Genomic DNA, 21,804 nt, shown 5'->3' with positions numbered 1-21,804 from the left:
ATCACAGCTTTAGACTATTTCCCCTTGCGCAACTGCGCCAAACAGGCCTATCACAAAACATGGATATGGTGCGATTTTAAGGGGGATCGCGCGTAAAAATGGCAAAAAATGCACGCCTAATATACCGTGTTGTTTATCGCTGGGTGCACCCACACCTTGCGTCATTTCGAGCTGCCCAACAGCCAAAAATGTGGCTCCTTTCCATTGGCGCTGGTGTTGCTGGCGGTGTGGTCGCAATCCTATTTCGCTCCCTTATCGGTTGGCTGCAATTCCTATGGCTGGGCACCACTTCAGAACGTTTTCTTGATAAACTTGCAGGCATGCCTTGGTGGTTCACCTTTGGCGGTCCGCTGATCGGCGGTTGCCTCGTCGGCATTATCTTATATTTCCGCCGCCGTTCGAGGCATGGCGGCGTTGCGGATGTCATCGAGGCCCGCGCACACGACGGCAAGAAACTATCCCTCAAGGAAGCATTGATCGGCACAGCGATCTCTGCCATCACTTTGGGGTTTGGCGGTAGCTCAGGCCGTGAGGGACCAGTTGTTTACTTTGCTGCGTCTGTTTCTAAAGCCCTGTTTCGATTTTTCGAGCTGCCCCCATCTGCGCGCAGGATCATGCTGGGTTGTGGAGTGGCAGCGGCGATTTCAGCTAGCTTTAACGCGCCGATTGCAGGCGTTTTGTTTGCCCATGAAGTCATTCTTGGTCATTTTGCCATGTCCGCATTTGTACCCGTGGTCATTGCGTCTGTCATCGCCTCCACCATGTCCCGTGGCTGGTTTGGCGACAATCCAGCATTCTTGGTGCCGGATTTTCAAATTACATCATATTGGGAAATCCCAGCCTTCGCACTGTTGGGCGTTACCTGCGCGATTGTTGCCATTTGCTTTCAAACGTCACTGATCGGGAGTGATTGGGTCGCGCGGCATTTCAAAATCAAGGACTATTTCCGCCCGGTAATTGGCGGCGCGGCCGTCGGGTTCATTGCTTTGTTTTTCCCGCAGGTATTAGGCGTTGGCTATGAAGCAACAGACGCGGCATTGACCAACCATTGGTCACTGCAAACTATGCTGGCACTTATCATCGCCAAAACTGCCGCAACAGCCATCACCCTTGCCTCACGCATGGGCGGCGGTATATTTTCCCCTGCCCTATATTTGGGCGCAATGACGGGGGGGGCGTTTGGATTGATGGCCGCGGCCGTGTTCCCGGAGATGGCGTCATCTGAGGCGCTCTATGCCATAATTGGCATGGGCGCAGTCGCGGCGGCGGTGCTGGGCGCACCCATATCCACCACAGTGATGATTTTTGAACTTACCGGCGGTTTTGCGTTTTCGATTGCCCTACTGTTCGCCGTGTCGATTTCCACAGGCATCAGCCAGGCGGTCATGGGGCGGTCATTTTTCTATTGGCAGCTCTACACCCGCGGCATCATGCTCGAAGAAGGGCCGCATCGACATTTCGTGAAATATTTCCGCGTGCGCGACTTCATGAAACCGTTTGATAAAGATGGAGACGAAGAACCGTTCGACATCCTGTCCGGCAAACCATGGCTCAAGTCCAAAGATACATTGGAAAACGCCTTACGCGCGTTCGACGCGACCCATAAATCACGACTGCCTGTGATGGAAGGAACCGGGAAACGCATGCGCCAAGTCGGCTGGGTTACCCATGTGGATGCCCTTGCCAGTTTCAACAAAGCACTTGTCGAACAAAGCCGCGAAGAACACCTTTAACACTACATTGTCACGACGACCGAACCTACTTTGCGCCCTGTATCCACTCGATTATGTGCATCCACAATTTTGTCCAATGCATATGTGCTGTCGATGACTGGCGTGAGAACCCCATCTGCTGCCAACTGCATTAAACGGCCATACATTTCAGGGCCCATCGCCATCTTCTCGTCAGCACTGGTCAAAATAAACGCTCGCTTGTTGAAGTTGTTTTTGATCATCTCCAGCGCGCTCTTAAAGATGATAACCATCAGTTTGCCGTCAGGTTTCAATAGATGTTTAATTTCGGAGAATGGCGCGTTACCCACATTGTCCATTACAAAATCAAACTTTTCGCCATGCTTTTTGAAGTCTTCTTTCTTGTAATCAATCACCCGGTCCGCACCAAGCTTTGTCACCAGATCAACATTCTTGCCACTACACACGGCCGTAACGTTTGCACCCATATGTTTTGCAAGCTGGACCGCAGCAACGCCAACAGCCCCGGATGCGCCATTGATCAAGATGTGATCACCAGATTTTAAACCAGACGCGTCAAAAAAAGCCTGTGCAGTAGAGCCACCAAATAGAACAGAAACCGCTTCTTCGTGGGACAATTCAGATGGCTTGATTGCCAGCGCACCAGCTGCATCAAGGCACACATATTCTGCATGACACCCAAATTTAAAACCCGATGAACCAACTACAGCGTCACCAACTTTGTAGTTTTGAACATCATCACCAACGGCTTCGATAACACCTGATAGCTGCAGGCCTAGCACTGGACATTTTGGATTAAATGGCCCCATGGCGAGGCGTGTTGGAATGGAAAGACCAGCAGGCACACGCAACGCCCGCACCCGCACATCGGCAATATCCACTGTGGAAGCAAACACCTTGATGAGAACTTCTCCTGCTTCAGGTGTCGGCTTCGGCAGTTCTTCAACTTTGACATTTTCGGCGGGGCCGAATTTGCGATAAATAGCGGCTTTCATCTGATGTTCCTTTTGGTGCGGCATCCCCCAAAAGTAAGTGGCTTTGCCCTGGTTTCAAGCGCAAATACTCAATCTGGTCTCAATTGTGGAAATTCTTCGCAAGGATTGCGTGCACGCGCCCGCATTGAGGCAGCTTTGTTCGTCAACGCTTTTGCAAGTTTGGTTGTGGCAAGTGGTGAGCGCTGAGCATCTTTTTGGCTCAGCCGCACAAATGCATCAAGTGCCCAAACGCGCACGAGTGTTTTGTCATCAAATTCGCACGCATTGATAAATTGCGCCAATTGGAACGCATGATCATCAGTAACATCTAGAAACTGAACCGTTTGTAACAAATGGAGTTTTGGCTCCCACCCCGTCAGGAACATGGAACGAGCAATGAGCTGGTCCAACACTATTGAAGGCACTGCCCGATGCTGCTCAAGCGCAGCTTTCACCACCCAAGTAGAACTGGTTTGGTGTGCAACTTCCGCACTATCGAAATAGCTCCCAACTTGGTGCCATTCAGCATCCGAAATGCCAGCCTTAACCGCCTGTTTCAGCTCATTTACATGTTTGCCATCAAATGACAATATCGCATCAAGTGCCGACATTCCATGCATCTCCTAAATCCCAGCATGCACAAAACGTGAGCTGATCCAAGACCATCAGCCAACTCCCTTGTTCGACTTTATCAACTATTGAGGGCGCAACTTCACTTGGTGCGTTGCATATACAATTATTTGCTTGTGTCCTATAAAGAACAAAACAAGATTCGAGCGCGCGTAATGATAGCAAGACCTGGCAAAGCACCAAGTTCACAACCCGGCCCAATTACGTCCCAATTTGGCGGCTCTGCTCCCCGTTATCTAGAGGGCCTAAATGAAGAGCAACGTGACGCCGTAGAATCAATTGATGGTGCGCTGTTGGTGCTAGCAGGTGCTGGCACAGGCAAGACACGGGTGTTGACCACCCGCATTGCACACATTTTGGCAACTCGCCGCGCGCGGGGCCATGAGATATTGGCGGTGACGTTCACCAACAAAGCGGCCCGCGAGATGAAAGAGCGGATCGCCAAGTTCGTGGGCGGTTCGGTTGAAGGCATGCCGTGGCTTGGTACATTCCACTCGATTGGCGCAAAAATTTTACGCCGTCATGCCGAACTTGTCGGTCTTAAATCGGACTTCACCATTCTTGATACTGACGATCAGATCAGGCTGCTCAAACAATTGCTGCAAGCTGAAAATGTCGACGAGAAACGCTGGCCCGCCCGCCAACTCGCCCACATGATTGATGGCTGGAAGAATAAGGGCCTGCAACCCAAACAGTTAGACATGTCAGATGCTGGTGCGTTTGCCGATGGCAAAGGCGCAAAGCTATACGCAGCCTATCAAGCACGGCTGAAAACACTCAATGCTGCAGATTTTGGCGATCTATTGCTCGAATGTATACGTGTCTTGAAAGACAATCCAAGCGTTCTGCAAGAATATCACAAGCGCTTCAAATATATGCTGGTGGACGAGTATCAAGATACAAACGTCGCCCAATATTTGTGGCTGCGCCTGCTTGCACAAGGCAACTCAAACGTTTGTGTTGTTGGCGATGACGACCAGTCCATTTATGGCTGGCGCGGTGCCGAGGTCGACAATATTTTGCGCTTTGAGAAAGATTTTCCGGGCGCGAAAGTTATCCGACTGGAACGCAACTACCGTTCAACTTCAAAAATCTTGCGCGCCGCATCACACCTCATTTCGCACAATGAAGACCGTTTGGGCAAAACCCTACAAACAGATGTAGGTGAAGAAGGTGACCCTGTTTCAGTGACCTCAGTTTGGGATTCTGAAGAAGAAGCCCGCACGATAGGTGAAGAAATTGAGCAATTTCAACGCCAAGGTCATCATCTGAATTCAATGGCGATTTTGGTACGTGCGTCGTTCCAGATGCGTGAATTTGAGGAGCGCTTCATCAAACTCGGCCTCAGTTATCGGGTGATCGGCGGACCGCGCTTTTATGAACGCAAAGAAATTCGCGACGCCCTTGCCTATCTACGTGCGACAACGCAACAGGCAGATGATTTAGCATTTGAACGCATCGTCAATGTGCCAAAACGTGGGCTAGGCGACGCAACAGTTCGCTTGTTGCACGACGCTGCAAGAGCCGCCAATATTCCACTAATCCAAGCGACGCGGGACTTAATTGAAACAGACGAGCTGAAGCCCAAGCAACGTTCCACCTTGCGGTTTCTCATTTCCCAATTTGATGATTGGGCGTCACGGTTGAAAAATCTGCCCCACGCTGAAGTCGCAGAAGCCATTTTGGACGAAAGCGGCTACACTCAAATGTGGCAAAATGACCGTTCGGCCGACGCGCCGGGACGGCTGGAAAACCTGAAAGAACTCGTCCGCTCTATGGAAGAGTTTGAAACATTAGGTGGGTTCCTAGAACACGTCTCGTTGGTGATGGAACGCGATTCCGGTGATGGCGCGGACGATGCTGTGTCCATTATGACCTTGCACGCCGCCAAAGGCTTGGAATTCGACACCGTGTTTCTGCCAGGCTGGGAAGAAGGGCTTTTCCCACACCAGCGTTCGCTTGATGAAAGCGGAAAAACCGGATTGGAGGAAGAGCGCCGCCTCGCCTATGTCGGTATCACCCGCGCCAAAAAACGCGCCAAGCTCACCGTCGCACAAAACCGCCGTATTCATGGGCTGTGGCAAACCGCGCTGCCATCTCGCTTTTTGGACGAATTGCCCGCCGACGCAGTGGAAGTCAAAGACACAGGCTCAAGCTATGGCGGATACAATTATGGTGGGCGCAACACCGCTTCAAAGTTTGACAATAGCGACCCATTCGACAGTGTTTATGAAACCCCGGGGTGGCAACGTGCCCAAAAACAGCACAAAGCACGCGCCTATGACAGAGGCCCAACGATAGAAGGTGAGATGGTCGCCCGTTCCGGATCGACCACCCATTCTTCGTCGTCTTCATTCAGTCAAGGCGACAAAGCCTTGCACCTCAAGTTCGGTGAGGGCGTTGTCGCAAGCGTGGACGGCAATAAGCTAACGATTGATTTTCCGTCAGTCGGTCGAAAAAAGGTACTCGAAAGCTTCATCAAACGCGCTTAACTAGGCCTTGATGAGGCCGCCGAAATATTGAAGCTGATATGCGACGACATCACCAACGCGAATGATCTCTTTGCCTTGAAAAGATGAAACGTCTCCGGTCGAATTATCGACATAGTTTCCATGCGGTCCTGACCAATCAAATCCACCCAGAAAACGTCCCTGTGCATACATTTCGCTTAACGCAGCCAAAATTGTTTCGCCAGCACGTTCAGCATCGATCAAGTCTGGTCTCAAGATTTGCCCATAATAACACATTGACCAAGCAGGCTCGCCCTTGTGCCAAACAGTTTCCTGCCCAACAAAATCAGTGCCACCAAAATAGCTGTCCAAATAAGACCAATCCCCATTTTCATAGCTCAAATCATGTGATTTCAGCCGCGTTGAGGCACTCGCTGATCCACCTGATACATATGTGTGTGCTTTCGCCTCTACAATAAGCTTTTCCAGTTCCATAAATCCGACTCTCATTCACAAGAACAAACAAGGAACAACATAAATAGAGCCTTATTATTTGTCAGCAATTAAATTGACCAAACAGATCCAATAATTCATAACCGAGCTAAATTAGGAGCCTTTTGATGACCCTTGAGCAAATTACCGTCCCAATGTCCAAACAAGATGCGTTCGCCCTCGCGGACGCGGTGATGGAGGAATATGGATTGGCTTTGTCAACATCTGCATTTGAAAATGCTGATGGCGATTGGGTGTTTGAAGCAACCTGCGATCACAAACCAGATGTTGAACGCTTCAACGCGCTGGCAAAAACTGTTTTGAAAGGCGACGTGAAATTCACCCTTCAGCAGGTGCCGGATAAGGATTGGGTCGCCCACTCCCTAGAAGGATTGAGCGCCATTGATACGGGAGAGTTCTTCGTGCATGGCAGTCACGATGAGACGCCAATTCCCGTAGACAAAATTGCGATCAAGATCGACGCCGGGCAAGCCTTTGGTACCGGCCACCATGAAACGACGACCGGCTGCCTTCAAGCCATTTCTACCGTCGCAAATTCAGGCAAAATACCCACCAATATTTTGGATTTGGGAACCGGGAGCGGCATTCTCGCCATTGCTGCGGCGAAACGGTTTGAACAAACAATTCTTGCGACCGACATCGACAAGAAGGCAATCGAGGTTGCCCTAGAAAATGCAACGGACAATCATGTTGCTGATCAAATTGAAACGGCTGTTTCAACAGGAATGGATCATTCCATATTTGAGCAAAAAGGCCCATTTGACCTGGTGCTCGCCAACATTTTGGCTGGCCCGCTGGTCGAGCTTGCGCCAGACATCGCCAAGCACACGACCCAAGGCGGCATTGTCATATTGGCGGGTCTACTCACGCGACAGGCAGATACGGTGATTGAAGCCTACAAAACAAACAAAATCGCCCTTCTCGAACGCGTCGAAAAGGGCGATTGGACAATCCTTAGATTGCAACGTGAGGCTTAAGACGAAGTCTTAGATGCCGCCGTTTGAACGTTGCTCGTTCAACAAGTTGCGATAGCCGTGTGTTTCAACAAAGCGTGCAACTTCGCGTTCCGCATGCTTGCTGCGCGAAGTAACAATTGCGTCCATTACGTTGCGAAAGAAACCAGTTTTAGCCATTTTCATCATCCCAAAAGTGCGGCGTTAGCGCCTAAATCAAAATCCGTTCATACGATCATTGTTGATCGCATCATGTCCCTGCGTCTTCAAAAACTGAGCAACCTGGCGTTCGGCTTTCAACGTGCGAGAAGATATCATCGCATCAACAACACTACGGAAAAATCCAGCTGATTGTGTCATTTCAAAACTCCTTCACTTCCCACACATGTGGGTCCACAAATTGTGGGGTTGCTTTTTTGAATTTGTGAAATCAATGTAGCGCAGTAAAAAAATTTAGGTAGCCCTGAACGCGCACCACAGCCATGCGTTTTAGGTATGCCATACAGCATTCAAAAGGTAATTTCCGCATGTTCAATAATGACAGCACAACGCAATTGCAGCATTTCGACGACAAAACAGACCCGGCAACTGTTGCGCCTCGGCTGATCGCTTTGCGCAAGGCGATGGCGGACGCTCAAGTCGATGCGTTTCTCGTTCCGCGAGATGATGCCCATCGGGGCGAGTCGGTGCCCGCGGGCGACGAGCGCCTTGCCTACATGACAAGTTTTACCGGCTCAGCAGGCTACGCAATTGTAACTGACGATCGGGCAGCCCTTTGTGTTGATGGCAGATATACAATTCAAGCCCCCGCCCAAACCGATACCGACGTCGTAGAAGTTATCGAGATGAAGCCAAATGCCGCTTCTGCTTGGCTCACCGACGCACTATCTGCCGGGAGCAAAGTCGGATTCGATGGTTGGCTGCACACCCCAAACGCCATAAAGGCGCTTCGCAAGGCGCTTTCTGAGAGCGACATTGAGTTGGTTGAATGCGACAATTTGGTTGATCAGGTTTGGAGCGGCCGGCCAACGCCGCCAACTGACAAGATATTCACATTACCAATTGAGCAAACAGGTAAATCTGCCGCCGATAAAATCGCAGAGCTTGCTGGCCAAGTCAAAGAACGCGGTGCCGACGCCATCGTGCTGACACTGCCAGAAAGCTTTTGCTGGCTGTTCAATATTCGCGGCTCAGACATTCCCAACACACCTGTTACTTTAGGTTTTGCAATTATCGAGCAGTCCGGCGTTGCAAAGCTCTATGTGCAACCAGAAAAAATCACAGACCTGCTCAAAACTGAACTCGGTGACCCCATCTCGCTTCACCCAACTTCAGAACTCGCAACAGATCTAGCCGCACTCAGCCATGGCAAAACCATTTGGCTGGATGGCAATACCTGCCCGTCCAAGCTGTCAAATATCGTGCTGAAATCGGAGGGCAAACTGGTTCAAGAGTCTGACCCCGTGTTGCTCACAAAATCACGCAAAAATGCGGTGGAAGTTGAGGGCATGAAATCTGCCCAACGGCTTGATTCTGTAGCCATGGCGAAGTTCTTAGCATGGGTAGACGAGGAAGCCCCCAAGGGCGAATTGACCGAAATTGGCATTGTGAAACATCTCGAGCAAATTCGCCGCAATGCAAATTCCTTCGTCGATATCAGCTTTGAAACCATTTCCGGCTCAGGCGCGAACGGCGCGATGTGCCACTATCGCGTCACCGAAAGTTCAGATCGAAAACTGGTCCCGGGTGAATTGATGTTGGTGGATAGCGGCGGCCAATATCTTGACGGCACAACAGACATCACCCGCACTATGTTCACCGGCTCTGCAACCGCAGAGCAAAAGCGCCACTTTACTCTTGTCCTGAAAGGCATGATCGCGCTTAGTTTGGCCAACTTTCCGAAGGGAACGTCTGGCATTCAACTGGATGTTTTGGCTCGGCAGTTTCTTTGGGCTGAAGGCTTGGACTTTGACCATGGCACCGGCCACGGCGTCGGCGCATTTTTGAGCGTGCATGAAGGACCGATTGGCGTTTCGAAACGCAACACAGCGCCATTTGAACTGGGCAACATCATATCAAATGAGCCCGGTTATTATGTTGAAGGTGAATATGGCATTCGCATCGAAAATCTTCTTGTTGTCGTTGAAAGTGAACACAGCACAGATGAGACACCTTATTTCGCGTTTGAAACAATCACCTTCACACCCATTGATACGCGCTTGATCGACAAGGCCTTAATGACCGCATCCGAGATTTCTTGGTTGAATGAGTATCACCAAAAGTGTTTTGAGATGGCAGCGTCACAATTGGACGATAAAGCAAAGTCTTGGTTGGCCAGTGCAACAAAACCAATCTAAATTGATCGCGCGGCGTTTAAATTAGGATCATCTAGCAAATGTCGCGCCCAATATTTGAGATACTTGCAGCATTTGGCAAACTCGGCCTCACCTCTTTTGGGGGCCCGGTTGCGCATATGAGTTTTTTCCACGCTGAATTTGTGCAGAAGCGCAATTGGTTGACCGAGGCGGAATATGCCGACCTAGTAGGGCTTTGCCAGTTTCTCCCCGGCCCGTCCAGCTCGCAAGTTGGTTTTGCTTTAGGCTTGCAACGCGGCGGCATTGCGGGCGGCATAGCGGCCTTCACCGCGTTCACCATGCCATCTGTCTTGGCTTTGGTGCTGTTCGCACTCTACACAGACACGCTGACAGGCCTGTTCGGCGTTGGAATGATCCATGGTCTAAAGATTGTCGCAACTGCTGTTGTCGCGCAAGCGGTGATGGGCATGGCAACGTCACTGTGCAACACAAAGGTAACAGCGACTATTGCCATTATCGCCCTCCTCATTGTCACTTTCATCGCCGGGCCGTTTAGCCAAGTTGGTGCGATTTTGCTCGGTGCGGCAATCGGCGCAGCGTTAATCTCATCCCGAGATAAAACCGAGATCCCAAAACCCGACCCAATCAAAATCGCCAAACCGACGGCCCAATTTTCGTTTCTCCTATTCATCGTTCTGCTGCTGGGATTGCCCGTTTTCGCCCAAATGATGCAGAGCGACGGCATCGCGCTGTTTGATCGCTTCTATCGGGCGGGCGCATTGGTATTTGGCGGCGGACACGTAGTATTGCCGCTGCTGGAGGCAGAGATTGTTGGCAATGGATTGGTCAACAAAGATATTTTCCTCGCGGGCTATGGCATCACGCAAGCCATGCCTGGCCCCATATTCAGCTTCGCCGCATTCTTAGGTGCCGCAAGTGCACCAATCCCCTTGGCTTTCACCAATGCACTAATCGCCACTACCGCAATTTTCCTGCCGGGCTTCTTGCTGGTCTACGCCATCATGCCCTATTGGCAGCAATTGCGGACGGCAAGCAAAGCACGCTCGGTGCTGGCTGGGGCAAACGCTGCCGTTGTTGGACTGCTCGCTGCTGCGTTTTATGCCCCAATTTGGCAAAGTGCCATTCTTTCCGCGAGTGACTTTGCTTTAGCAGGTGCAGCGTTCTTGTTACTCACCATATGGAAAATGCCACCATGGATTGTTGTGATACTTGGTGCAATTGCAGGTAGTCTGTTTGGCTTGTTCTAAATTTCCCCAAGCACTGCCCGAAATGCCGCAGCGCTCACCACGCCGACCACTACAACCCCAAGCAATGGCAATCGAGTTGCCGCCAACATGGTCACAATCGCAGCCGCGGTTTCTGCAACGCCGGTGGCCAGCACCGTTGGCGCGATGACGGACATCAAAACAGCTACAGGCACTGCCTCAAGCGCCGCCCGCGTACGTCCACGGAGATCAACAAAACGCACCAAAACAAGGCCAGCAATACGGGTCAAGTAAGTGGCGATGCCCATCCCAAGAATGGCGAGCAGTACGGCGGGGTCTGTTTGAAAAAAAGACTGCATCTCTACACCCCCTCGGCTTCAGGGTCAGCAAGAAGCGCCGCCACTAGTACACCGGCTGCGGCGCCAGCGGCGATATACCAAGCGCCCGGAACTAGTGCCTTGCAAGCAATCGCACTAAGTCCACTTGCCGCCAAAATCATCCCGGTTTTTTTGCCTTGCCAAAATCCCATGATCAGGCCAATAAAAATAGCGGGGAAGGCAAAGTCCAAGCCCCATTTGGCAGGGTCCAAATCTGCCAGCAACGCGCCAAGGCTAGCCCCGACGCCAGTCATGACGACCCAATTGGTATAAAAGGGTAAGGCAAGCCCTATCATGAAGGCAAAGCTGGTTCCTTCTTTACGGGCACGGTGTTCAGACAAAGCCCACACCTCGTCGGCCAACAAACCAAAAGCAATCAGTTGTTTGCCAAACCCCATTTCTCGCGTTTTGCTGCCAAGCGACGCGCTCATCAAAATATGTCGAATATTCACCAGCAGCGCGCTGATGGTAATCGCTACCCAAGGCACAGGCGTTGACCAAAAATCGATTGCAACAAACTGTGAGCCGCCGGCAAATACAATGCCGCTCATCAACATGGTTTCAAACGGCGTAAGCCCTTTCTGCGCAGCAAGCGCACCAAAGACCAATGCAATTGGAAACGCTGCAACAACCAATGGTGCAATTGCCTTAAGCCCATCATAAAAATCGCCGCGAGATGATTGGCTGGTTTCAGATATACTCATAATTCTCCCCTACAGCGTCGACGCTATAGTAACTATTTGGATGTTCGCTTGGACAAAGGTGCGCCAGAATGGCTAGTGCGCACGCATATCTTTATATGCACCCGGCGTGATGCCAATTCGCCGCTTAAATTGTCGATTGAGGTGTGACTGATCAAAGAACCCACAATCTATCGCTACATTCATCGGGTCTCCGCCTTCATGCAGCATTTTTCGGGCAAAACGAATGCGGATGTCGGTGAGATAAGAATGTGGGGTTTGGTTCATGTGTTTCCTGAACACCCGCACAAAATATGCCCGGCTCATGCCCGCAATATTCGCCAACATTTCCAGATTTAGATCATCACCAAAATGCGCATGCATGTATTCGCAAACAAGTTCGATAGCCTTGGGTTCGCGCTTCTCCAAAATGTGGGTAGACCAACTACCATACTTGTCGATTAGCGCGCCAAATGAGTTGAAAATTGCATCGTCTTTTTCCAACTGATCGGGACTGCATTCAAGAATGTCGTGGGTATCGATAAGCGCCTTAGCAATTTGAGCGTCATTCAACATCAAATCCCGAAAGAACAGTGACCCTGATTGGCGAATGCCGGGCAAATCTGCTGCAATCTCATCCATCAGTTTGACGGAAGGATAAAACATCCGGTAGCTATAGCCCATCTCCAAGGGCCGCCCATCATGCACATCCTCGGGATTAAGCATAAAGACCGAACCTGGCCCGCCAACTGATTCTGACCCCTTTAGTTTATGGAGTTGATAACCAGAAACAACGGCACCAATCACAAACGTGTCGTGGGTGTGTGGAGAAAATTCGTGGCGCAAAAATGTGGCCTTCAAACATTCCAAACTGTCATAGCTTTCTTCGCGCCAAAACTTGGCCCGTTCTCCGCTAGATAGTTCGCTGCTCACAGCATCTTTTTGCGCAATCATCTCCATGATCAAAAGATTAGACGACTAAACTAAATTCGTCTTGGATAAAATTGCACATTTCGACTGAGTTGAGATCTGGGGTTAGCGCCCCACGAGATCAAACCAACCGTCTTCATCCATGGTTTCAACACCCAGATCTTGCGCTTTTTTCAGTTTTGAACCGGCGCCTGGTCCAGCAACCAACAAATCCGTTTTGGCTGAAACAGAGCCAGAAACTTTCGCGCCAAGCCGCTCAGCCATTGCTTTGGCTTCTGAACGTGACATCTGTTCCAATGAACCGGTGAACACGACGATCTTACCTGCAACCGGACTATCGCCATCCGACGCAACCACATATTCGACAGGTATCACTTGGTCCAACAATGCGTTCATAGCGTCCAAATTTTGCTCATTTGCAAAAAAGCCAACGACGGATTGAACTACGGTTTCGCCAATTCCATCAATGGTTAAAAGATTCTCGCGCGCCGCTGTGTCGCCAGATCCCGCATTGATGCAAGCCTGCATGAAATTTTCGAAAGTGCCAAAATTCTTCGCGAACATCGCGGCCGTTGTGCTGCCCACATGGCGAATGCCCAAGGCAAAAATGAATTTGTCCAACTCAGGCGCACGACACTCATCAATTGCATCAAACAGCTTACGCACAGACGTCGCGCCCCAGCCCTCTTGGTCCTTGAGCTTTTTAAAAGCCTCAGCATCCCGATCACGCAGCGTGAAAATATCAGCGGCGAACTTCACGCGCCCTTCTTCATAAAAGGCGGCGATTTGCTTTGATCCCAACCCATCAATATCCAACGCATCACGGGAAACGAAGTGCTTTAGCTGGTTCACCGCTTGCGCAGGGCAAATCAGTTCGCCAGTACAACGCCGCACCACATCGAGCTTACCCGTTTTCTCGTTCAACTCCCGCTCGGCAGGAGAATTGCAAATCGGGCAATGGGTAGGAAACTCAAATGCATACGCATCGGCTGGGCGTTTATCCAACACCGGGCCAAGCACTTGCGGGATCACGTCCCCTGCCCGCTGGATTGTCACCATGTCGCCAATCAATATGCCCTTGCGTTCAATTTCATCTTCATTGTGCAGCGTGGCGTTAGACACAACGACGCCGCCAACAGTAACCGGCTTCAATTTGGCAACTGGGGTCAACGCGCCCGTGCGGCCCACTTGAATTTCAATATCTTCCAGAATGGTCGTTGCTTGTTCGGCCGGGAACTTAAACGCTATTGCCCAGCGCGGCGCACGCGCCACAAATCCCCATCGCGCCTGCAAGTCGAGGCGATCAAGCTTAAAAACAACCCCGTCAATATCGTAGCCAAGCGTCGCCCGTTGTTCGCCAATCAAGCTGTGGTGCGCCACCATTTCTTCAACGCTATCAACGCGCTTCATCAAGGTGTTTACTTTAAAACCCCAACGCTCAAATGCTTCCACAACACCCATTTGGGTGTCGCTTGGCATCGCGGAATTGTCGCCCCAAGCATAGGCAAAGAATTTGAGGTTTCGACTGGCGGTGATGTTGGAATCTAACTGCCTTAAAGACCCGGCTGCCGTATTACGCGGATTGACGTAGGTTTGTTTGCCCTCTTCTTCCAACTTCTTGTTCAGCGCCTCAAAGTCAGCATGGGACATATAAACTTCGCCCCGCACTTCAAACACGTCAGGAACATCATCTCCGACAAGCTTTTGCGGAATATCTTTGATCGTTTTGAGGTTCTCGGTGATGTCCTCACCTTCTGTCCCATCACCCCGAGTTGCGCCTTGCACAAACACGCCATTTTCATAACGAAGACTTGCGGACAAGCCATCAATTTTGGGTTCTGCCGTGAACGAAAGCTTGAGGCCCTCATCTTTAGAAAAGAACTTTTGTGCCCGGCCCACAAAGTCAGATAGGTCATCATCCGAAAACGCATTGCCCAACGATAGCATTGGCACACGATGCGTGACTTTGGAGAAGCCATCTGCCACGGCAAATCCGACGCGTTTGGTTGGGCTGTCATCACGGATCAGTTTTGGAAACGCTGTTTCAATAGCTTCATTGCGGCGTCGCAAAGAATCATATTCAGCGTCGCTGACTTCGGGCGCATCCTTTTGATGATAAGCGGCGTCATGCTTTGCAATTTCACCAGCGAGTAAGGCGAGTTCATTCCGGGCTTCGTCTTCAGTCAAAGCCGCGACAGGTTTTGGGTCCGTCACGCTGATACCTCATCAATCAAGCGGTGCGCTGCTGCCCGCGCTTCTTCAGTTATGGTGGATCCCGCCAACATCCGCGCGACTTCTTCGCGTCTGCTTTTGTCGTCCAGCTCAGCCACATGGGTTCGGGTTAAGCTGCCTTCAGCAATCACTTGCTTTTCAATCAGCAAATGTTTCGTGGCCCTTGCCGCGACTTGGGGCGCATGGGTGACAGAAAGCACTTGCACCTTGGCCGACAATCGCGCCAAACGCTTGCCGATAGCGTCCGCAACAGCGCCACCAACCCCGGTGTCAATTTCATCGAAGATTAGAACTGGCGCTGAACCCTTATCCGCAAGCACCACCTTTAGCGCCAAAAGGAAACGCGACAGTTCGCCGCCGGATGCAACCTTCATCATCGGACCCGGATGGGTGCCCGGATTAGTTTGCACATGGAACTCAAGTACATCAAACCCATTGGCACTTTCTCGAGATTCGTCGATTTGGTGATCAACGATAAACCGGGCTTGCCCAAGCTTGAGGTCTGGTAGTTCGGCTTCCACTGCTTTCACAAGGGCGATTGACGCCTTTGCGCGTTGGTCTGAGAGTTTTTTCGCCGTGTTTTGATAATGTGCGCGTGCTTTATCTAAAGCCTCTTGTAGGGCGGTTAAATCATCTCCGCCTTTTTCAAGGTCAGCTATAGCTTGCTCATATTTTGCCAACAGTTCGGGTAGCTCGTCGCAAGACACCTGATGTTTTCGCGCTGCAGCACGAAGCGCAAACAAGCGTTCCTCTGTGCGCTCAAGTTCTAACGGGTCAAAGTCCATCTGTCGCTTGATCTCTTCAAGCGCCTCAGAACTTCGATCAAGCGCAATCAGCGATGCATCTAGGCTCTCAACGAGCGGCGTAAAGAGATTGCCATCGCTTTCGCCCTTGCGCATCAATTGCCGCATTAACCCAGCGAGCGCACTGGAGGCGGCATTTGGCCCATTCAGAACCTGATCAGCATCGCGCACCTCATCGGCAGCTTTTTCAAGAGCCATCAGGCTTTGGCGACAGGTGGAGAGTTCTTCTTCCTCACCCGCTTCAGTGTTGAGTTCTGCAAGTTCTGCAATTACATGCCGCGCAAAATCTTCGTCTTCCTGCGCTTTGTTTAGTTTTGCTTCCTGCCGGTTAAGCGCATTTTGTGCCTCACCCAACGCTTTGTAGCTGATGCCAACCCCATTTAGGGCTGGCTGGCAGTCACCAAAGGCGTCCAACAATGTCCGGTGGGTATTTGGGTCAACCAGTGCACGATCATCATGCTGACCATGAATTTCTATAAGATGCACGCCTAGCTGGCGCATGAACTTCGCAGAGACAGGTTGATCATTGATAAAGCCACGGGTGCGGCCATCAGCATATTGCACACGACGCAGTATGACTTCGTCGTCATCCTCAATCTCGTTTTCGCGCAACAGATTGCGTACCAAATGATCGTGGGGCAAATTTAGCACGGCCACGACTTGCCCGTGCCCGCAATTCTTGCGCACGAGCGACGCATCGCCCCGGCCACCAAGTGCAAGGGATAAAGAATCAAGCAGAATTGATTTACCTGCACCGGTCTCACCGGTGAGCGCGGTCATGCCGCGATCAAGCATAAGATCGAGCTGATCTATTAGAACAATATTGCGAATTGAAATGGCACTTAGCATGCCACGGAATCCATCACAAAATAGCGTCGCTGTCTAGCGATCTGATAGCCAATTCCCCTGTTGAACTTCAGGTGCTAGGCCCTGCTTTTGCAACAGTTTATAGGCATCATCATACCAGCGGCTTGATGGGAAGTTGTGCCCAAGCACAGCCGCAGCGGTTTTTGCCTCATTTACCAATCCCAATGCGAGATAGGATTCGGTTAAGCGAAGCAGCGCTTCTTCAACATGAGTTGAGGTTTCATGCTTCTCAACAACATTGCGGAAACGGTTGATTGCTGCCGTATATTGTTTGTTGCCCAAATAGTAGCGGCCAACTGAAATCTCTTTACCCGCAATCTGATCTCTCGCCACCAAAATTCTGTCTTTTGCATCTTTTGCATAACGTGAATTTGGATAGTTATTGATGATCAACTGGAACGTCGCAATTGCATCTTCTGCATTTTGCTGATCGCGGGTGATGTCTTTAATTTGGTTATATTGGGCGGCACCCTTCATATACATCGCATAAGGCGCGTCAGGCGATGAAGGGTAAAGCGCTAGGAAGCGATCTGCAGAAAGAATCGTTTTCTGATAATTTCCTGTGCGTGCGTGGATGAAAACGTTCATCAGGCGCGACCGCTCTGAATATTCAGAATAGGGGTGCTGGCGCTCAAGCTTTTCAAAAGTTTTCAGCGCAGAAATCAAACGGTCGCTTTCGACCTGCTCAATCGCCTTGTCATAAAGCGTTTCGGCTGGAATGATCTCTTCTTCGGTGATTTTTTGAGTGCCAAAAATGCTAAATCCGGAACAACCCGCAACAGAAATGGCCAAAACGCCAACCATTGACAGGCGTAGAAACGACTTTAATACACCAAACATTCGCTCAATTTCCTTACCCAAAACGCTAGCCAGCTCTGTAACCAATTTAAAACAAACTCTGTTCGCTCAGCGAGATATACCGCAAAACGATCAAAACTGTGGCACAAATTGTGATTTTATCCAACCGAACGAATATAGCCGTGAGAATCCATGCCTAGCGGCACATCTTCCAATGCATCGAATTCCAACGGCAGGTCTTTTGCATCAACGATTTCGTAGTTCTGCTCGCTCGCGAACAAGCCATTTAAAACGAGCGCATTCAACCCGTGACCGCCCTTATATGAACGGAACTTGCCATAAATCGGCAAACCGGCCAGTGCCAAATCGCCAACGGCATCAAGCAATTTATGACGAACAAATTCGTCTTCAAATCGCAATCCATCCGAATTCATGATTTTATCTTCATCAACTGCGATTGAATTTTCAAGCGAAGACCCAAGCGCATAACCAGCCTGGCGCAGAACTTTCGCATCGCGCAAAAAGCCAAATGTGCGGGCAGACGAAACTTCTGTCGCATATCGTGCTGGGGTCCAATCGAAAATCATGCGCTGGCGGCCGATTACGTCGCTTTCAAAATCGATCTCAACGTCAAATGCACGGCCGTTGTACGGCTCAAGCGCTGCAAACGCGTCATTCGAGCGAACGATAATTGAACGTTTGATTTTGATGAACTTCTTTTCCGCCGGTTGAACGGACAAACCGTTCTCAACAATGGCATCAACATATTTGCCTGCACTGCCGTCCAAAACGGGACATTCAGGACCATCAACGACCAACAAAGCATTATCAATGCCCAACCCAGATAGGGCGGAAACAACATGCTCGATCATAGAGATTGTGCCAGCATCACCAAGGTCCACAGCCGTGCACAAATAGGTACGCGCGACACGGTCATGCTCTAGGGGGAAAACTTCTGAAAGATGTCCGTCTTCAAACTTTCGACAAATCGAAAATCCTGAGTCGGGACCAGCTGGTTGAATTATGAGACTTGATGGCTGACCATTATGGACACCAATTCCGGTAAAACTCAGCGCAGCCGCAACGGTACACTGTTTTGTGGCAAGTTTCTTCATTCGTACTGTCCTGGCCTATGGCGCCCCGCGCGCTCCACCCTTTTTTTGGTACTATTAAACAAAAAGTACCCAGCGCGAAAGACGCACTGGGTACTTTTTTTATCAATTGCACAATTTGTTAGCCGTGCCGTTTCAAAAAGCTTGGAATTTCCAACTGCTCTTTTTTCGGTTGCTCCTTTGCAACCGGGCGACCGGTACGGTCCAAATCACCAGCGGCACCGGGCGTTTCAACGCGACGTTGAGGCGCACTCGCTTCAACGGCACTACGCGCAGCGGCGTCATCGGTAATCATATTTGGTGTTTCGTCTTCTTTTTTCTGCAACCCAACATTGCTGGCCAAGCGACGGAACAGTGCCCGCGCATTTCGCGGTTCATCGCTGGTGCCCGCCGCTTGAGAAACAGCTTCTCGCGTAGGCATAGGAAGCTCTTCAGCTTTTGGCATACGACGTGGGCCTGTTGGGCGTTGTGAAGATTGCGGAACATAAGTTTGTACCGGCTCAACATCCTTCACCCGAGGGCGCTCTTCAACTTGAGCACGCACTGGATCAGCCGTTGGGATATATGGCTCAACGGTCACTTCATTTTCTTCAGCAAGCTTGGTGTGTCCAACCTCAAGTGCCTCATTGACCGCCTGCTGCATTGCTGCATCCAAACCATCAATTGGGCTGGCCATTGTCGTTGGAGCCGCAATCTCGGCCTGTTCAACAGCAGTCGCTGTTGTTGAAGCTTTAACCGGCTCAGAAGCGCGAACTTCGCGTTTTACTTGAATAACGCGATCTGCATTCGGCTGAACTGGGTCCATAGCTTGAACCATGGCCGCCTCAGTACCTGTTGCAACAACAGACACCCGAATTTTGCCGTCAAGACTATCGTCAAACGTTGCGCCCAAGATGATGTTTGCATCAGAATCAACTTCTTCGCGAATACGGCTTGCAGCCTCATCAACTTCATAAAGGGTCAAGTCGCTACCGCCAGTGATGGAAATCAACAGACCGCGCGCGCCTTGCATTGAAACATCATCAAGCAATGGGTTGGCAATCGCAGCTTCAGCGGCGTGACGTGCACGATCTTCGCCTTCTGCTTCACCTGTGCCCATCATGGCTTTACCCATGCCACGCATAACAGCGCGAACATCAGCAAAATCAAGATTGATCAAACCTTCTTTGACCATCAAGTCTGTAATACAGGCAACGCCTGAGAACAGCACTTCGTCAGCCATCGAAAACGCATCAGCGAATGTCGTTTTGTCATTTGCGACGCGGAAAAGATTTTGGTTTGGAATAACGATCAGCGTATCAACGTGACGATGAAGTTCATCAATCCCGTCATCCGCTAGGCGCATACGTCGAGCGCCTTCGAACTGGAACGGTTTGGTGACAACGCCAACCGTTAAGATCCCCTGCTCACGTGCTGCGCGGGCAACAACCGGCGCTGCGCCAGTTCCCGTGCCACCGCCCATACCGGCGGTAATAAACGCCATGTGCGATCCGCTAAGGTGATCATTAATTTCGTCGATTGTTTCTTCGGCTGCTGCTCGCCCTACTTCTGGGTGCGAACCTGCGCCAAGACCTTCAGTCACTCCCACACCCAGCTGGACAACGCGCTGTGCTTTAGAAAGCGCAAGTGCTTGTGCATCGGTGTTAGCAACAACAAATTCCACACCCTCAAGGCCGGAATCGATCATGTTATTAACAGCGTTACCGCCTGCGCCGCCAACACCATATACAGTGATGCGTGGCTTGAGTTCGTGAATATCTGGAATTTGAAGTTTGATGCTCATTTCTGGCCCCATTGTTCTCCTGTACCCCAGAATTACGCCTAGATCGTTAAGCCATCCCTAACAATTGCATCATTTTCATTAACTTTGATGCAATTTGCATTCCAAATTAGCCTTGTTAAACAATATGTTTAGCTTAACGAAACGTTAAAAACTGGTGCGGAGCCAATTGCCAATGCGTGAGAAGTAGCCGTCCGTGCCTGTTAGTTTGCGCTGAACATTGGGCTCAACATATTCAAGCTCACAGACTTGCGGATAGATAAGCATGCCAACCACGGTGGAAAATGCTGGGCCCTTCGCAACGGCCGGCAAATTTGCCACACCCAAAGGTCGTCCCTGACGCACATTGCGGGCAAGAATACGTCGTGCGAGTTCAGACAGGCCAGTCAACTCGCTGCCGCCACCAGTCAAAACAAAGCGACGTCCGCAGACATCCATCATACCTGTTGCGACCATCCGGTCACGCAAGACGGTGAGGATTTCCTCGACACGTGGACGAACGATCCGGGTTAGAGCTGCACGCGGGATTTGAGTTGGTGCTTCATTTTGTTGAGATCCAACAGGCTGAATGGAAACCAAATCACGCTCGTCTGTTTGCCCAGGCAGAACGCTGGTATAAAGCGTCTTCAAACGCTCTGCATCTTCAATGCTAACTGAAAGCTGCCGCGCGATGTCCAACGTAATATTGTGACCGCCAATGGCCAACGCATCGGCATAAACCAAGTAACCGTCTTTAAAGACGCTCAGGGTGGTGGTCGCGCCACCGAAATCAATCGCAGCCACACCCAATGAGGCTTCATCATCCACCAAGGCAGAAAGTCCACTCGCATATGGCGTCGCCATGAAGGCCTGCACCTGAAGGTGGCAGCGGTTTAAAACAAGCTCCACATTGCGCATGGCGAGAGTTTCAGCTGTGATAACAGAAACATCAACGCCCAAGGTTTGGCCAACCATGCCGCGCGGATCACGAATACCGCTATGTCCGTCAAGTGCGTAACCAATGGGCAATGCATGCAATACGGAACGGTCATCGCGAATGGACCGGTCGTTGACAACGCGCAGAACCTTTTCAAGGTCTCGATCCTCTGCTTCGTGTCCATCAAGGGAAACACTGGCTGAGAAAGTTTCTGAGCCCAGACGACCCGACGAAATGTTCACGACAACCGACTGTACAGTCACCCCGGCATTGCGCTCGGCCATGCCGACTACAGATCGCACGGCCTGTTCGGCTTGTTCAATATCAGTGACCACGCCACCTTTAACGCCAGCCGATGGGCCATAGGCAAACCCAAGTACTTGGACACTATGTGTCCGCCCTTTGAGCGCTTGGCCTTCGTCACATGGACTAAGTCGTGCCACAACGCAGCAAATCTTCGTTGAACCGATATCCAAAACAGAAATCAAACTTGCCCGGCCCGGTTGGACTGGCTTCAGACGAGCTGTCATTGCTTC

At 50.8% G+C, this 21,804-nt stretch carries 19 protein-coding genes; 5 read left to right on the top strand and 14 right to left on the bottom strand.

What is annotated here, in order from left to right; all coding sequences use genetic code 11:
- Window positions 1-98: 98 nt before the first annotated feature.
- On the top strand, window positions 99-1,733 hold the full coding sequence (locus AC2D8L_RS01985) for a chloride channel protein (RefSeq protein WP_484683777.1): 1,635 nt from the start codon (window positions 99-101) through the stop codon (window positions 1,731-1,733).
- A 2-nt stretch (window positions 1,734-1,735) separates the two neighbouring features.
- Here the strand turns inward: AC2D8L_RS01985 and AC2D8L_RS01980 are convergent, their stop codons facing one another.
- Window positions 1,736-2,707: an NAD(P)-dependent alcohol dehydrogenase gene (locus tag AC2D8L_RS01980; RefSeq protein ID WP_484683776.1), complete on the bottom strand. Its 972-nt coding sequence runs from the start codon at window positions 2,705-2,707 to the stop codon at window positions 1,736-1,738.
- Between the two features lie 68 nt (window positions 2,708-2,775).
- The gene (locus AC2D8L_RS01975; protein ID WP_484683775.1) at window positions 2,776-3,297 is read right to left on the bottom strand and encodes a hypothetical protein; all 522 of its coding nucleotides are present in this window, start codon (window positions 3,295-3,297) and stop codon (window positions 2,776-2,778) included.
- Between the two features lie 174 nt (window positions 3,298-3,471).
- Here AC2D8L_RS01975 and AC2D8L_RS01970 point away from each other — a divergent pair, with 174 nt between their 5' ends.
- Window positions 3,472-5,808: an ATP-dependent helicase gene (locus tag AC2D8L_RS01970; protein WP_484683774.1), complete on the top strand. Its 2,337-nt coding sequence runs from the start codon at window positions 3,472-3,474 to the stop codon at window positions 5,806-5,808.
- Here AC2D8L_RS01970 and AC2D8L_RS01965 read toward each other — a convergent pair whose 3' ends face one another.
- Window positions 5,809-6,261 (bottom strand): DUF5680 domain-containing protein, encoded by a 453-nt coding sequence (locus AC2D8L_RS01965; RefSeq protein ID WP_484683773.1) that lies wholly within the window; start codon window positions 6,259-6,261, stop codon window positions 5,809-5,811. It lies immediately after the preceding gene.
- Window positions 6,262-6,386: 125 nt separating this feature from the next.
- Between AC2D8L_RS01965 and AC2D8L_RS01960 the strand changes: the two genes are divergently transcribed.
- Complete coding sequence (locus AC2D8L_RS01960; RefSeq protein WP_484683772.1) at window positions 6,387-7,256, top strand: 50S ribosomal protein L11 methyltransferase; 870 nt, start codon at window positions 6,387-6,389, stop codon at window positions 7,254-7,256.
- 9 nt (window positions 7,257-7,265) lie between these two features.
- On the opposite strand, the gene AC2D8L_RS01955 is transcribed toward AC2D8L_RS01960, so the two are convergent.
- Together AC2D8L_RS01955 and AC2D8L_RS01950 are read right to left on the bottom strand one after the other, a co-directional pair.
- Window positions 7,266-7,412 carry a hypothetical protein gene (locus AC2D8L_RS01955; protein ID WP_484683771.1) on the bottom strand — a complete coding sequence of 49 codons (147 nt, stop codon included), beginning with the start codon at window positions 7,410-7,412 and terminating at the stop codon, window positions 7,266-7,268.
- Window positions 7,413-7,448: 36 nt separating this feature from the next.
- Entirely contained in the window at window positions 7,449-7,592 is a 144-nt protein-coding gene (locus AC2D8L_RS01950; RefSeq protein WP_435667378.1) for a hypothetical protein, read from the bottom strand.
- A 167-nt stretch (window positions 7,593-7,759) separates the two neighbouring features.
- Here AC2D8L_RS01950 and AC2D8L_RS01945 point away from each other — a divergent pair, with 167 nt between their 5' ends.
- On the top strand, window positions 7,760-9,589 hold the full coding sequence (locus tag AC2D8L_RS01945; protein WP_484683770.1) for an aminopeptidase P family protein: 1,830 nt from the start codon (window positions 7,760-7,762) through the stop codon (window positions 9,587-9,589).
- Between the two features lie 38 nt (window positions 9,590-9,627).
- Window positions 9,628-10,815, top strand: a complete 1,188-nt coding sequence (chrA, locus tag AC2D8L_RS01940; protein WP_484683769.1) for a chromate efflux transporter — start codon at window positions 9,628-9,630, stop codon at window positions 10,813-10,815.
- Here chrA and AC2D8L_RS01935 read toward each other — a convergent pair.
- The 9 genes from AC2D8L_RS01935 to ftsA form a co-directional block, all read right to left on the bottom strand.
- On the bottom strand, window positions 10,812-11,132 hold the full coding sequence (locus AC2D8L_RS01935) for an AzlD family protein (RefSeq protein WP_484683768.1): 321 nt from the start codon (window positions 11,130-11,132) through the stop codon (window positions 10,812-10,814). The genes chrA and AC2D8L_RS01935 overlap by 4 nt on opposite strands.
- Window positions 11,133-11,134: 2 nt before the next feature.
- Window positions 11,135-11,854, bottom strand: a complete 720-nt coding sequence (locus tag AC2D8L_RS01930) for an AzlC family ABC transporter permease (protein WP_484683767.1) — start codon at window positions 11,852-11,854, stop codon at window positions 11,135-11,137.
- 72 nt (window positions 11,855-11,926) lie between these two features.
- Window positions 11,927-12,784 (bottom strand): helix-turn-helix domain-containing protein, encoded by an 858-nt coding sequence (locus AC2D8L_RS01925; protein ID WP_484683766.1) that lies wholly within the window; start codon window positions 12,782-12,784, stop codon window positions 11,927-11,929.
- 81 nt (window positions 12,785-12,865) lie between these two features.
- Window positions 12,866-14,974, bottom strand: coding sequence for an NAD-dependent DNA ligase LigA (ligA, locus tag AC2D8L_RS01920; RefSeq protein ID WP_484683765.1), 2,109 nt, complete (start codon window positions 14,972-14,974; stop codon window positions 12,866-12,868).
- Window positions 14,971-16,644 (bottom strand): DNA repair protein RecN, encoded by a 1,674-nt coding sequence (gene recN / locus AC2D8L_RS01915; RefSeq protein ID WP_484683764.1) that lies wholly within the window; start codon window positions 16,642-16,644, stop codon window positions 14,971-14,973. The genes ligA and recN overlap by 4 nt, the downstream gene beginning before the upstream one ends.
- 33 nt (window positions 16,645-16,677) lie before the next feature.
- Window positions 16,678-17,502: an outer membrane protein assembly factor BamD gene (locus tag AC2D8L_RS01910; RefSeq protein WP_484683763.1), complete on the bottom strand. Its 825-nt coding sequence runs from the start codon at window positions 17,500-17,502 to the stop codon at window positions 16,678-16,680.
- A 116-nt stretch (window positions 17,503-17,618) separates the two neighbouring features.
- Window positions 17,619-18,575: a UDP-3-O-acyl-N-acetylglucosamine deacetylase gene (gene lpxC, locus AC2D8L_RS01905; protein ID WP_484683762.1), complete on the bottom strand. Its 957-nt coding sequence runs from the start codon at window positions 18,573-18,575 to the stop codon at window positions 17,619-17,621.
- Between the two features lie 118 nt (window positions 18,576-18,693).
- Window positions 18,694-20,355, bottom strand: coding sequence for a cell division protein FtsZ (gene ftsZ / locus AC2D8L_RS01900; protein ID WP_484683761.1), 1,662 nt, complete (start codon window positions 20,353-20,355; stop codon window positions 18,694-18,696).
- Window positions 20,356-20,499: 144 nt separating this feature from the next.
- Window positions 20,500-21,798, bottom strand: coding sequence for a cell division protein FtsA (gene ftsA, locus AC2D8L_RS01895; protein WP_484683760.1), 1,299 nt, complete (start codon window positions 21,796-21,798; stop codon window positions 20,500-20,502).
- Window positions 21,799-21,804 lie beyond the last annotated feature (6 nt).

It is taken from the genome of Maritalea sp. YIW29, assembly GCF_057219265.1.
This window is presented reverse-complemented; position numbering and strand designations above follow the sequence as displayed.